Origin of the sequence: Alistipes sp. AM16-43, assembly GCF_003435745.1 — a bacterium.
Taxonomy (GTDB): domain Bacteria; phylum Bacteroidota; class Bacteroidia; order Bacteroidales; family Rikenellaceae; genus Alistipes; species Alistipes onderdonkii.
In genome coordinates, this window is the sequence record NZ_QTUQ01000002.1 from 208,895 (window position 1) to 222,791 (window position 13,897).

At 61.4% G+C, this 13,897-nt stretch carries 9 protein-coding genes; 1 reads left to right on the forward strand and 8 read right to left on the reverse strand.

Translation table 11 applies throughout. The features are described 5' to 3' along the window. Positions 1-323 precede the first annotated feature (323 nt). The 8 genes from dnaJ to DW189_RS04110 form a co-directional block, all read right to left on the reverse strand. The gene (gene dnaJ, locus DW189_RS04075) at positions 324-1,496 is read right to left on the reverse strand and encodes a molecular chaperone DnaJ (protein WP_117506964.1); all 1,173 of its coding nucleotides are present in this window, start codon (positions 1,494-1,496) and stop codon (positions 324-326) included. 4 nt (positions 1,497-1,500) lie between these two features. Further along, positions 1,501-2,112, reverse strand: coding sequence for a nucleotide exchange factor GrpE (locus tag DW189_RS04080; RefSeq protein ID WP_022332939.1), 612 nt, complete (start codon positions 2,110-2,112; stop codon positions 1,501-1,503). A gap of 66 nt (positions 2,113-2,178) precedes the next feature. Continuing rightward, positions 2,179-2,889 (reverse strand): SAM-dependent methyltransferase, encoded by a 711-nt coding sequence (locus DW189_RS04085; protein ID WP_055210988.1) that lies wholly within the window; start codon positions 2,887-2,889, stop codon positions 2,179-2,181. A gap of 1 nt (position 2,890) precedes the next feature. Further along, a complete protein-coding gene (locus tag DW189_RS04090) occupies positions 2,891-3,379 on the reverse strand; it encodes a hypothetical protein (protein WP_022332937.1) in 489 nt (162 codons plus the stop codon). A 4-nt stretch (positions 3,380-3,383) separates the two neighbouring features. Then, complete coding sequence (gene alr / locus DW189_RS04095) at positions 3,384-5,753, reverse strand: alanine racemase (RefSeq protein ID WP_117506965.1); 2,370 nt, start codon at positions 5,751-5,753, stop codon at positions 3,384-3,386. 120 nt (positions 5,754-5,873) lie between these two features. After that, positions 5,874-8,369 (reverse strand): endonuclease MutS2, encoded by a 2,496-nt coding sequence (locus tag DW189_RS04100; RefSeq protein WP_117506966.1) that lies wholly within the window; start codon positions 8,367-8,369, stop codon positions 5,874-5,876. Between the two features lie 20 nt (positions 8,370-8,389). Continuing rightward, entirely contained in the window at positions 8,390-9,391 is a 1,002-nt protein-coding gene (locus DW189_RS04105; protein WP_117506967.1) for an MlaD family protein, read from the reverse strand. A 13-nt stretch (positions 9,392-9,404) separates the two neighbouring features. Next, a complete protein-coding gene (locus DW189_RS04110; protein WP_117506968.1) occupies positions 9,405-10,667 on the reverse strand; it encodes an N-acetylmuramoyl-L-alanine amidase in 1,263 nt (420 codons plus the stop codon). Between the two features lie 142 nt (positions 10,668-10,809). Between DW189_RS04110 and DW189_RS04115 the strand changes: the two genes are divergently transcribed. Next, positions 10,810-13,680 carry a putative LPS assembly protein LptD gene (locus tag DW189_RS04115; RefSeq protein ID WP_117506969.1) on the forward strand — a complete coding sequence of 957 codons (2,871 nt, stop codon included), beginning with the start codon at positions 10,810-10,812 and terminating at the stop codon, positions 13,678-13,680. The last annotated feature ends 217 nt before the right edge of the window (positions 13,681-13,897 follow it).

The following is a 13,897-nucleotide window of genomic DNA, read 5'->3' on the forward strand; positions in this document are numbered from 1 at the left end:
TTGGTAAAGATACGAATTCTCCGGCAATTTTATTGCCTGCAAAACCCTTTTTTCCGCCTGCGGCGCCCGTAAAGTCCTGCCGAGGATGCGGCGCCAGACGTCCGATGCCCCGCAGCAGGGAGAGAGGGGGGGGGCAAGCGGTGCGGAAGGGGAAGCACTCCTCAGACAGGCCGACAATAGCCGCGCTCCGGGAAAAGCCCGGCGGGGAATACGCCCGCAAACCTCCATGCACCGCAGCGGAAAGGTCGTTGCGAACGGCGGCGGAATGCCGTGGCCCGCAAAGTCCCCCGACATCCCGCCGCATAGGCAAACCGTTGCTTCCCCTACCGGAAGAAACTCTTCATCCGCTCGAAGATATTCTGGTTCTTGACCGATTCGGCATGCTGGAAACCGGGCTGCTGCGCCAGTTGTTCGATCAGCCGTTTCTCCTCGGCACTGAGCTTCGAGGGGATCGTGATGTCGACCACGACCAGTTCGTCACCGCGGCCATAGCCGTTGACGTCGGGCAACCCCTTGCCGCCCAGCCGCAGCACCTTGCCGGCATGCGTTCCCGGGGCGATCTTGATCTTGGCACGGCCGTCGACCGTCGGCACCTCGACCGTACCGCCCAGCAGGGCTGTCGTGACGGTGATATTGAGGTTGTGGATCAGGTCGTTGCCGTCACGCACCAGTTCGGGATTGGACTCCTCTTCGATCATGACCTGCAGGTCGCCGTTGACGCCTCCGTGACGGGCGGCATTACCCTTGCCCGTGACGGTGAGCACCATACCCTCGCCCACACCGGCCGGAATTCGGATCTCCACGACCTCCTGACCGCGGAGGGTTCCCTCGCCCTTGCACTTGTCGCAGGGTGCGGTGATGACTTTGCCCGTACCGCCGCACGTGGGGCAGACGCCCTGCGTCTGCATGCGGCCGAAGAAGGTGTTCTCCACACGCGTCACATAGCCCGTACCGTTGCAGGTCGAACAGGTCGAGTAGGAGTTGCTGTCCTTGGCCCCCGTACCGCCGCACTTATCGCAGGCGACGGTCTTGTTTATCTTGAGTTTCTTGGTGACGCCGTTGGCGATCTCGGCGAGGGTCAGCTTGACCTTGATGCGGATATCCGATCCCCGGTTCACACGACGCCCGCCGCCCGATGACGACGACGAGCGGAACCCGCCGCCGAAATGTCCGCCGAAAATATCGCCGAACTGCGAGAAGATATCCTCCATCGAGAAACCGCCGCCGCTGAACCCGCCGAAGCCGCCTGCCCCGCCACCCGCGGCGCCGCTCATCCCGGCATGGCCGAACTGATCGTAACGGGCACGTTTGTCGGGGTTCGACAGCACATCGTATGCCTCGGCCGCCTCCTTGAATTTCTCTTCGGCCTCCTTGTCACCCGGGTTTTTATCGGGGTGGTATTGGATGGCCGCCTTGCGGTAAGCCTTCTTTATTTCGTCAGCGTTAGCGTTTTTCTGGACGCCCAGCACTTCGTAGTAATCCCTCTTTTCTGCCATGGCATTATTCTCCTACAACAACTTTTGCGAAACGCAGCACCTTGTCGCCCAGCATATAACCCGTCTGGACAATGTCGACGACCTTGCCCTGCATCTCCTCCCCGGCAGCGAATTTAGCCACCGCCTCGCAGAGGTCGGCGTCGAACTCCCTGCCCTTGACGTCGATCTCGGTGACCCCTTTCTGGCGGAGCGTATCGGTAAATTTCTGTGAAATAAGCGTCACGCCGGCACGCAGCGCCTCGATGTCGTCGCTCTTCTGCATGGCATCGACGGCACGCTGCACGTCGTCGCGCACGGGGAGCATCGCCAGCAGCACGTCACGGCCCCCGGTCTGCACCAAGTCCATCTTCTCCTTGAGCGTACGCTTGCGGTAATTATCGAATTCGGCCTGCAGGCGGATGAATTTATCCTGCCACTCGGCCAGCGCCGCCGTCAGATCCGATCCCGCTCCGGCCTTGTCGCCGCCTTCGGCAGCGTCTGCCATTGTGTCAGTCCCGTCCTGCGAGTCGTCTGACACATTGGCACAGGGTTCGCCGTCGCACGAAGGGTAACCTTCACCGGGAACGAATCCTTCGTCACCGTCAACAGCCTCATTATAAGTTTTTTCCTTTTTCATATCTCGTGTTTTTCAGATTTTCCGTCTTATATTCGAACAAATTGTATACCAACCGCCGGGCCATGCCTACCCGATGATAAAAATCGCCGGGTGCCTGTTCATTTCCGGCAGCCGCACCGACCGCCACTCGCGCACGGCGAGCGTACGGATATATTCGCCGGGGGCGGTAATGTCCATCGCCAGCGTCAGGCGCGTCTCGGGGGCAAGGGTTTGCAGGAGCTGTTCCATCAGCTTCACATTGCGGTAAGGCGCCTCGATGAAGAGCTGCGACTGGCGTTCGGACTGCGCACGGCGTTCGAAGCGGCGGATCGCCTGCACCCGTTCGGGCGGCTTGACGGGCAGGTAGCCGTTGAAGGCGAACGACTGCCCGTTGAGCCCCGAAGCCATGACGGCCAGGATGACGGACGACGGCCCGACGAGCGGCACCACGCGGATACCGTGGCGGTGGCACGCCTCGACGACCAGTGCCCCGGGATCGGCGACGCCCGGCACGCCCGCTTCGGAAACAACCCCCGCCGAGCGGCCCTCAACGAGCGGTTTCACCAGCTCTTCGACCTCACGCCCGGCGACGGTATGTTCGTTCAGCTCGCGGAACTCCAGCGTGTCGATCGGCCGCGCGATGCCGGCCTTCGACAGGAACCGCCGCGCCGAACGGGTGTTCTCGACGATGAAATAGTCGAGCGAATCCATCACGGCACGGTTCGCCGCAGGCAGCACGTCCCACGGTGCCGTTTCGTCCGAAATCGGACACGGGATCAGATAGAGCGTTCCGTACATCTTATTTCAGTTTTTCGAGTTTGGCCCGGAGTTCCCGCTCCCGGGCAACGGCTTTCGTATACAGCACAGCAAACCAGACGCTCAGCGCCATGACACCGGCGATCACCACCCCGAAAACACCGCTCAGGAAAAATGCGCTCACGACCAGCCCCGCAACCGAAAGCATCAGCGGGGATTTGCGGACATTGCAGCCGATAGCCACATAGCCGCCCGCCAGCACGAGCATCACGATTCCGACCACCAGCCTCTCCCCGTTTCCCTGGGCGTTGACCAGTTCAACCACGCCGCTGGCGAGCGCCAGCAACGCCGCGGCGAACATGGCGCTGCGGGCCTTGCCCAACTGGTTGAGGGCCGATTCGGATTCGAGCTGTGCCGTCAGCAGCCGCGCCCCGAGGCACTCGGCGGCCTCATCGCGCCCGGCGGGGCAACCGCAGGAGGGACACGTTCCGGTTCCGGAAGCGATTTCACCGCCGCAATCATAGCATTTCATAACTTTATTCTTTGAGGTAAATCCGTTTTACGCGCCCCGAAACCGAGGTCATGATCTCATAGGGAATTGTATCGAGCACGCGGGCCATCGTTTCCAGGTCGTTGCCCGGCTCGGGCGAGAAGACCACGACTTCGTCGCCTTCCTTCACGCCGGGAATCCCCGTAATGTCGACCATGCAGCTGTCCATGCAGATGCGTCCGACGATGGGGGCGGGACTCCCGGCCACCAGCACCGACCAGCGGCCGCAGCCCAGGTGGCGGTCGAGCCCGTCGGCATATCCGATGGGGATCGTCGCCGTCGTAGTTTCGCGCGTGAGTTTCCCGGCCCGTCCATACCCTACGGCCTCGCCCGCAGACAGGTGCTTGACCTGCACGATACGCGTGCGGAGGGTCGAGACGGGACGCAGCATCCCGTTATGCCGGTAGCCGAAGCCGTAAAGCCCCAGCCCGAGGCGGCACATGTCGAACTGCGCCTCGGGGAAGCGTTCGATGGCGGCCGAATTGGCCGTATGGCGGATGACCGGATAGGGCAGCGAGGCGGCGACGCGGGCGCTCATGCGGTCGAACAGGGCGATCTGCGCCCGGGTATAGGCATCCTCTTCGGGCATGTCGGCACAGTTGAGGTGCGAGAAGACCGAGGCGACCTTGACCTGCGGGGTTTCCGCCAGCGCCCTGCACAGCGCCCCGACTTCGTCGTCCGTGAATCCCAGCCTGTGCATACCCGTGTCGAGCTTGATATGGATCGGGTAACGGCTCTCGCCCGCATGCACCACGGCCCCGGCGAAGGCGCCGAGCGAATGGAGGCTGTATATCTCGGGTTCGAGGCGGTTGGCGATCATCTGATCGAAACTGTCGGCATCGGCGTTGAGCACCACGACGGGCATCGAAATGCCCCGCTCGCGCAACAGTACCCCTTCGTCGGCGAACGCCACGGCCAGGTAATCAACGCCCTGGTGCTGCAACAGCTGCGCGACTTCGAAATCGCCGGCACCGTACGAGCCGGCCTTGACCATCGCCACGAGTTTCGTACCGAAGCTGAGCTTCGAACGGAAGAAATTGAGATTGTGCGTCATGGCGTCGAGGTCGACCTCCAGCACCGTCGTATGGCTGCGGCGCGCGAGGGCGTGCGCCAGTTTCTCGAAGCGGAAATCGCGGGCGCCTTTCAGCAGGATGGCACGCCCGGCCACGGCCCTGCGGTCGATGCGCGCGATGCACTCGTCGGTCGAGGCGTAAAACTCCTTGTCGCAGCCGAACAGCCCGGCATGGCGTTTCAGGCGCGGGCCGATGCCGATCAGAAAGTCGACGCCCGCCCGTGCGACCATCCCCGCGACACGGCCGTAGAGTTCGTCGTCGGAAAGCCCGCTCTGCGAGATGTCCGACAGGACGAGCGTACGGCGGCGGTTCAGCGCCACGCCGTGCAGGTAATCGAGCGCCAGCGCCAGCGAATTGAGGTCGAGGTTATAGGCGTCGTTGATCAGGATCGAATCGTTGATGCCCTCCTTCACCTCGAGACGCATGGGCACCGTGGGCGCCGAGGCGAACGACGGCGCGGGATAGTGCATCGCGGCGCAGAACGCCTCGACGATCTGGGCATTGCGGCGCGATGCGGCGTTGCCGATGACCGACTCCGGCACCTCGGGGAACGACGCGGCATCGAGGGGCTTGCGGTCGGCGAAACGCGCCGCGACCATGCCCCCCAGCGGCTCGTAATAGCTGTGGTAGATGATTTTCGAGGCATTGCGGGCCAGCACCATTTTCTCGTTGCACTTCTGCTCGAGATTGAGGAAATTCTCCTGATGCGCGTCGCCGATCGAGGTAAAAACAACCACGTCGGGACGGATGATGCGCTCCAGCCGCTCCATCTCTCCGGGCTTCGAAATGCCCGCCTCGAAGACCGCCAGCTCCTCGTCGCCTTCGAGCATCAGCACCGAGAGGGGCACGCCCAGCTGCGAATTGTAGCTTTTCGGCGAGCGGTAATATTTCATCCCCGCGGGCAGTTCTTCGGCGATCCACTCCTTGATGACGGTCTTGCCGTTCGAACCGGTGATGCCGACGACCGTACCCCTGAATTGCGCACGGTAGTGCGCCGCAAGGCGTTGCAGGGCGTCGATGGCGTTGTCCACACGCACGAAGCCGCAACCGGCGGGGCACTCGACATCCCGTTCGACGAGGAACGCACGCACGCCGCGCGCCGACATCTGGGCGACGAAGCCGTGCGAGTCGTGGTTGGCACCGCGCATGGCCACGAACATCGGGCAGCAGCCCAGTTCGCACGACAGCGAACGGCTGTCTGTGACAACCGACCGCACTTCGGCATCGCAGCCTGTAAATTTCCCGCCGACAACGGCGGCTATTTCCGAGAGTTTGTAGTTCATCCTGTATCTTATCCGTTTTTCGCCGGGCGGATGGCATCCGGGGCTTCACGAAGCCGGCGGGGCAGGAACATACGCGGAGTATGCGGCTGCCGCGAGCGGAAGCGCCGGAGGCAGCCGTCCTCACGAAAGGTCAAATGTCACGATCGTAATTCCCGCCCCGCCCCGGTCGGCATGCTCGTCGCGGGCGCTTTCGACCTCAGGCACCGTGCGCAGGTAGCGGCGTATCTCCTCCTTGAGAGCCCCCGTGCCCTTGCCGTGGAGAATCGACACCGACCCCACGCCCACCATCAGGGCGTCGTCGATGAAATCCTGCACGGCGTCCAGCGCCTCGGCGGCACGCATGCCCCGCACGTCGATATGGTCTTTGAAGCTGAGCTTGCGGGCCGAAATGCCGGCCGACACCACCGTCCGCGCCGTCTGCGGGCGTGTCGCCTCGCGGAACTCGCTGTTCGAAACCACGGTCAGCATCTTCCGGTCGACCGTAGTCAGTATCTGGCCGAAGGCGACCTGCGCCTTGCGCCCCTTGACCGACTGCACCACGCCGACCATATCCTGTCCGGCCATGCGGACTTTCGACCCGGCCTCCACCTCGCGCGGTTTCGGAGCTTCGGCAGGGGCAGCCCCCGCCGCCTGCGCCTCGCCCCGCTGCGCCTTGCGTTCTTCACGCCGCTGACGGCGGCGTTCGATACGTTCGATCTCGCGGGCGACCTCGGCATCCTTGTCCGCCGTATCGGTCTTCGTCACCGCGTCGCGGAAATCGTCCAGTTCGCGGCGCGCAAGGCGCGTCAGCTCCTTTTCGGCCTGCGCCTCGCGGATCGTCCTGATCGTATTCTCGATCTGCCGGTTGGCGTCGGCGATCAGCTGCTGCGCCTCCAGCTTGGCCTTTTTGAGTATCTCCTGCCGCTCGGCCCTGATCTTCGACAGCTGCCCGGCATAGGTCTGCTCCAACTCCTCGACCTTGCGGTCGGTCAAGCGGATGCGGTCGCGCTTCTGTTCCCAGTAATGCTTGTCGCGGGCGATCTCACGCAGCTGCTTCTCGATGTTGATATGGTCGCTGCCGGCCTTCTCGCCCGCCGCGCGGATAATATCCTCCGGGAGCCCGATCTTGCGGGCGATCTCCACGGCGAACGAACTGCCCGGCTTGCCCGTTTCGAGGCGGAACAGCGGGCGGATATTCTGCACGTCGAACATCATGGCACCGTTGGCGATGCCCTCGGTATTCGACGCATAGTATTTGATATTGGCATAGTGGGTCGTGATGACGCCGTAGCACCCTTTGGCCAGCAGGCGTTCGAGGATGGCCTCGGCGATGGCGCCGCCGATGACCGGCTCGGTACCCGACCCGAACTCGTCGATCAGCACCAGCGTCGACGACGAAGCCCCCGCGAGCATGTTCTTCATGTTGAGCAGGTGCGACGAATAGGTAGACAGGTCGTCGTCGATCGACTGCTCGTCGCCGATGTCGATGAAGATCGAACGGAACACGGGCAGTTCCGAAACCTCCGATGCCGGAACGGGGAACCCGCACTGGAACATATACTGCACGAGGCCGGTGGTCTTGAGGCAGACCGACTTGCCACCTGCATTGGGCCCCGAAATGACAAGGATATGCTTGCGGCGGTCGAGCTGCATGTCGAGCGGTACGACCTCGCGCCCCTGCGCCCGCAGGGTTTGCTGCAGGAGCGGGTGGCGGGCATTCTTCAGCACCAGCCGGTCGTCGTCCGAGACGATCGGTTTCACGCAGCCGTTCTGCGATGCCCAGCGTCCCTTGGCACGCAGCATGTCGATCTCGGCCAGGTAGTCGCCCGACGCGGCGATCAGCCCGGCATCGGGGCGCACCGAATCGGTGAACTCCGAGAGGATGCGGACGATCTCGCGCCGCTCGGCATATTCCAGTTCGCGCAGCTCGTTGTTGATCTCCACGACCTCGACCGGTTCGACGTAGAACGTACGCCCCGTGGCCGATTCGTCGTGGATGAAGCCCTGCAGCTTGCGTTTATTGGCCGCGGCAACCGGGATCACGGCCTTCCCTTCGCGGATCGATATCTGGGCGTCGGCATCGACGATACCGGCCCCTTTGGCGGCGGCGAGCACCGCCTGCAACCGCTTGGCGGCCTGCCCTTCGCGTTCGCGGATGGCGCGCCGAATCTCCAGCAGGGCCGGCGAAGCATTGTCCCGGATATTGCCGAAACGATCGACGATGGCGTCGATCCGCTGCACGATCCCGGGGAATGCCTCGACGCCGCGGCTGCGGGCATACAGCGCCGGATATTGCCCTTCGCGGGCGAGGATGAACGCAACGACGCTGCCGACGAGGCTCAGCGCCCGGTGCAGGGTCACCACCTCCCCCACGTCGAGGAACGTCCCCTCGACACGCAGTTTGGCAACGACATGGTCGACGTCGGGATATTCCCCGCCGGGAAAATCGTGCTCCATGTCGAGCAGCAGGCGCATCTGGTCGGCAAGTTCCAGCCTCCGTCCGATCTCGCGCGCCGAGGCCGAGAAAGTCTCTTCGGCGAGCTTCCCGCGGGCGGCACGCATGGTGCAAAGCGCTGCAACCTGTTCCCGAAGCCGGTCGAAGCCGATCTTCTGCTCGAAGTTTGCAGGATAAATCATCTCTATGTCAGGTTGATGGGCTACTGCAGCCGCTTGAGCGAATCGCGCTCAGCCTTGGCAGCAGCCTTGGCGGCCTTCCTGTCGGCACGCTCCTTCATCTTTTCGGGGTTGCGCCCGAAGAGCGAGAGGTGGACGTAACGGCCGGGGTATTGTTTGACATCGGCCAGCAGCGCCGCGAGGTTGTCGCTGGCCTTTTCGAGCGAATCGTACAGTTCGGGGTCGCTGATGAGCTTGCCGATCGTGCCTTCGCCCTGCGCGATACGCGCCACGAGGTCGTCGAGGTGCTCCACGGCCTGCGAAAGTTTGCGAGCGAACTGCTCCTCGGTGAGCTGCGAAGTGAAACGATCCACGTCGCCGATGATGCTGTCCACGCGCCCGGCATTCTCGCCGAGCATGTCGGAGAATTTCGAAAGGTTGTCCAGTGCGCTCTTCAGGCTGTTTTTCTCCGCCGAGAGTATCTCGGCCATGTCGCCCGTCACGGAGTTCAGGTTGCCGAGCGTCCCGGCGATGTTGTCCGCATTGGTTTCCATCAGGCCGTTCAGGTTTTCGAGCGTGCGCGAAAGGTCGGTGGTGAGCTGCGAGACCTTTTGCTTGAAGAAATCCAGCTCGGAGCCGGCCATGTCCATCAGGTCGCGGTCGCGGCTCGAACGCAGCGTATCGCCCTTCTGGAGGTAGGTGTCGGCCGTGCCGTAGGTGATTTCGATCGCCTTGGCACCCATCAGCCCGTTGCTGAAGATCTTGGCCTCGGAATCGGTCGGGATGCGGTACTGGCGCTTGATGGTGAACTGCAACACGACCTTGTCGCTGCGCGCGGGGTCGAACGAAAGCCGTGTCACGGAGCCGATCTTCACGCCCTTCATCATGATCGGCGACGCGTTCTGCACGCCGTTGATCTGGTCGTAGGCGGCATAATACTCGACGTTCCGGCTGAAAATGTCGAAACCTTTCAGAAACCGGATTCCGGCCCAGGCAACGCCGATCATCGCCACGGCGAATATTCCGATCTTAACTTCCCTTTTCATATTTCGCTTGTTTTTATTTCACAATTTGCGTACCCCGGCAGCACACGACGAAGGCGTCGGGGAAAACCTTGCGCACTTCGGCCAGCCGTTTCTGGGCGGCGGCACGGGTATCGTACTCGCCGACGCAATATTTATAGCGGAACCGCCCCTCGGCGGTATACTGTTTCACCTTGTTGCGGTAGGCTTTGAAACGTGCGGACGAGGTCGGCACGGTCTGCGCGCTGGCCAGCACCTGCACGGTATAACGCAGCGGCCGGGCGGCTTGTTTGGGGGCATCCCCGGCCTTGGCCGGTTTCCGCGGTTCCGGTTTCTGCGCCCCGGACTTGCCCGCAGCCTTCTCCGGCTCCCCTTTTTCCGGGGTGACGGTCTTCGCGGCAGGCGCATCGGATGCCTTGTCCTGCTCCGCAGGGCGCACGGGCTCCTTCCCGATGACGACCTGCGTTTCGGGCTCTTTACCGGGCTTCGGGGCTGCCGCGGCCTCCTCTTCGGCGCGGCGCGTTTCGAGCACATAGGCCGAATAATCCCTCACGCCTTCGTAAATCGAGCGGGCGATCTCGTCCTGCCCCTTTTCCGACTTCATATAGGCCATCTCCTGGGCGTTGGACATAAAACCGATCTCGGTCAGCACGCCCGGCATGTCGGTGGCATAGAGCACGCGCAGCAGCTGGGGTTTGATGCCCCGCGAATGGCGCCCGGCCTTCAGGTAATTATTCTGAATACAGCGCGCCAGCGCCATGCTGTACTCGCCGTAGGTGAATTGCAGGTTCTGGATATAGGCCCGCACGATGGCCGCCGTCCGCTCGTCCGACATGTCGATCAGGTCTTCGCGGTTGTTCTCGAACAGGGCGTTCTCGTTGTAACGCTGCTCCTTGGGACTTTCGCCCATGATGAGCGTCTCGACACCCCGTGCCGCCGAGGATTTCGCGGCATTGACGTGGATCGAAACGAAGAGGTCGCCGCCGGCCTTGTTGGCGATGTCGGCACGCGCCTGGAGGTCGGTTGCCAGATCGGTGCCCAGCGCCTTGTCCGTCTTGCGGGTATAGACCACCTTCACGCCCGGCATCCCCTCCTCGATGAGCTTCCCGAGTTTGAGCGCCACCTTCAGCGTGAGGTCTTTCTCGTAGACATTGCCGTAGTGCGCCCCGGGGAATTTCCCGCCGTGTCCGGCATCGATGACCACAACTTCGACCCCGTGCGCAATATTCCCGGCCGTGGCACCGTTCGTTAGAACGGTAACGGCCGCAAACGCGAATAACAGGAACAGTCGTGTGCGCATATTTAATGGAGCCAAATGTGAGCTTTCTGTAATTTTTTACCTATCTTTGTCGCGCCTAAAAAACCCGGCGGGAGTGCATCGAGGCCCCGATCCAGGCGTTTTTGCCGACATGTCGGCAAAGGTACGAAAAATTATTGGGATTTTGGATAGAATCAGGGTAAAATATCTGTTTTCGGCGGCGGCACTCCTCCTCTTCGCCCAGTTGGTGTTCGGCTCGTCCGTACCCCGGGGAATGCTTGCCTCGGCAGCCGAAGACAGCCTCCGCCAACGCATATCCGATTCCCTCCGGATCCATTCCGAAGCCGCGGCCGAAGTGCCGGAAGCTGCGACCCAAAGCCGCCGCGACCGCCGCGAGCAGGCACGCGCCGCCCGGGAACGGGCACGCCGCCGCGCCGCATTCGAAGCCCTGCCGCAGGAGCAGCGCGATTCGCTCTTCGGCGCACAGCTCGATTCGCTCATCACGCAGAAAGGCGACTCGCTCGAAGGCCGCGGAGCGGACACCATCGCCCGCGACACGGTGAAAGAGAAAAAGCCCCAGAAACCGGGGGCGTTCCTCGACGACCCGATCTCGGGCAAGAACAAGGATTCGCTGGTCTACGACGTGCGCAACAAGATGGTCTATATCTACAACGAGGGCGACATCACCTATCAGAACAGCAACCTCAAGGCCGACTACATGCAGATCAACATGGACAACAAGATGGTCTATGCATACGGCAAACCCGACTCGCTCGAAGGCAAACCGATCGTCACCAAGCCCGAATTCTCCGAGGGCGACGCATCGTACACGATGGATACGATCACCTACAACCTCACCTCGAAGAAGGCCAAGATCAAGGGCGTGGCAACGCAGCAGGGCGACGGCTGGCTGGTCGGCGGGAGCGTGAAGAAGATGCCCGACAACACGGTCAACATCGAAAACGGCAAATACACGACCTGCGACGAGACCGACCACCCGCACTTCTACCTGGCCATGACCAAAGCCAAGGTCATCCCCGGCAAGAAAGTCGTCACGGGGCCGGCTTACCTCGTCATGGAGGACGTGCCGATCTACTTCCTCGGCATCCCCGAGGGTTTCTTCCCGATCAACATGGGGCCAAAATCGGGTCTGCTGATGCCCACCTATGGCGAGGAATACACCAAGGGGTTCTTCCTGCGCGACATGGGTTACTATTTCACGCTGGGCGACTACGCCGACCTGGCCGTACGCGGCGGGTTCTACACGCTCGGTTCGTGGGAGGCATCGGCCGCATCGCGCTACATCAAACGTTACAAGTACAGCGGCAGTTTCAACATGCAGTACTCGAACATCAAAACGGGCGAAAAAGGCGAACCGGACTATATCAAGCAGAGCAACTTCCGCATCCAGTGGACACACTCCCAGGATCCCAAGGCCAACCCCGGGTCGACCTTCTCGGCATCGGTAAACTTCGCGACCAGCGGTTACAGCAAATATTCGGCGACCAACCTCAACGACATCCTCTCGACGCAGACCAACTCGTCGATCGCCTACTCGAAGAACTGGGCGGGCACACCCTTCTCGCTCTCGGCGAACATGTCCATCTCGCAGAACTCGCAGAACAAGAGCCTCTCGGTGACGCTGCCGACCGTGGTCTTCAACGTCTCGCGTTTCTACCCCTTCAAACGCAAGGAACGCATGGGCAAGGAGCGGTGGTACGAAAAGATCTCGATGCAGTATACGGGCAAGATGACCAACTCGGTGACCACGACCGAAGACAAGATCTTCTCGAAGGAGACGTTCGACAACATGAAGAACGGTATCGAGCATAACATCCCCGTCTCGGCGTCGTTCAACCTGTTCAACTACATCAACATCTCGCCGTCGGCGACATACAACGAAAAGTGGTACTTCAAAAAAGTCGAATTCGACTGGAACCCCGTCACGAACAAGGTCGACACGCTGCCGACGCAATACGGGTTTTACCGCCTCTACAACTACAACTTCAACGTCTCGGCATCGACGACCGTATACGGCATGTACGACTTCACCAAGAAGCGCAAAGACCGCAAGATACAGGCCATCCGCCACACGCTCACCCCCTCGATCGGATTCTCCTACACGCCGGACTTCGGCGACCCGAAATACGGCTATCACAAAACCATGCAGACCGACTCGACGGGACGCTTCACCAGCTATTCGCCCTATTCGGTCAACGCATACGGCGTCCCCAGTTCCGGACGGTCGATGTCGATGAACTTCGCGCTGTCGCAGAACCTCGAAATGAAGGTACTGTCGAAGCGCGACACCTCGGGCGTGAAGAAAATCAAACTGATCGACGAGCTGCGCATCAGCGGGTCGTACAATTTCCTGGCCGACTCGATGGGGCTCTCGACCATCCCGATCTCGTTCCGCACGACGATCTTCCAGAATTTCGGCATCAACCTCTCGATGACGCTCGACCCCTACCGGCTGACGCCTGACGGCAAGCGCTACAACAAGCTCTTCTTCCCGGGGCGTATCGTCTCGACGGGCTGGTCGTTCGGTTATACGTTCAAATCGCGCGACGACCGCTCGCAATCGGCCATCAACGACATTACGAGCATCCCGCCCGAATACATGAACCCCTACTACGACCCCTACGGCAATATGGATCCCGTACTGCGGCGGCAATACATGTCGCAGATGTACTACGATTTCTCGCTGCCGTGGAACTTCGGGTTCAACTATGCCATCAACTACAACATATCGACAGGCAACTACCCGCCCAAAGGCTACAAGAAGAACGTCACGCAGACCGTCAGCTTCAACGGCAGCCTTACCATAACGCCCAAGACCGGCATCACCTTCCAGGGCGGTTACGACATCAAGGCGAACAAACTCACCACCTCGTCGATCTCCATCTCGCGCGACCTGCACTGCTGGCAGATGTCGTTTTCGTGGATACCTTTCGGGTTCCACCGCAGCTGGAGCTTCAACATCGGCGTAAAGGCGGCATCACTCTCAGACCTCAAATACGACAAGAGCCAGTCGATGTACGACAATATGTACTAAATCCCCACCCCGGCTTATCCCCCGCCCTCTTCCATCCCGGACGATCCGCATTGCCGCTGCACAATGCGGCACGGACGCCGTTTCCCGTCGTCGGTACCGGTTGCAGTATCCCAAACGGGCAAAATCGGCAAACGAACAGACGTTTGTGTATATATTTTGACCGGAAAGCGGAATTTCACAGTTTTTTAAACGGGAAGAGATTATTTTTTGCTATATT

Bases quoted from the DNA above. Each gene is read 5' to 3' on its own strand.
- DW189_RS04100 (WP_117506966.1), bottom strand. From the start codon at position 8,369: ATGATTTATCCTGCAAACTTCGAGCAGAAGATCGGCTTCGACCGGCTT.
- DW189_RS04085 (WP_055210988.1), bottom strand. From the start codon at position 2,889: ATGTACGGAACGCTCTATCTGATCCCGTGTCCGATTTCGGACGAAACG.
- DW189_RS04080 (WP_022332939.1), bottom strand. From the start codon at position 2,112: ATGAAAAAGGAAAAAACTTATAATGAGGCTGTTGACGGTGACGAAGGA.
- DW189_RS04090 (WP_022332937.1), bottom strand. From the start codon at position 3,379: ATGAAATGCTATGATTGCGGCGGTGAAATCGCTTCCGGAACCGGAACG.
- DW189_RS04105 (WP_117506967.1), bottom strand. From the start codon at position 9,391: ATGAAAAGGGAAGTTAAGATCGGAATATTCGCCGTGGCGATGATCGGC.
- alr (WP_117506965.1), bottom strand. From the start codon at position 5,753: ATGAACTACAAACTCTCGGAAATAGCCGCCGTTGTCGGCGGGAAATTT.
- dnaJ (WP_117506964.1), bottom strand. From the start codon at position 1,496: ATGGCAGAAAAGAGGGATTACTACGAAGTGCTGGGCGTCCAGAAAAAC.
- DW189_RS04110 (WP_117506968.1), bottom strand. From the start codon at position 10,667: ATGCGCACACGACTGTTCCTGTTATTCGCGTTTGCGGCCGTTACCGTT.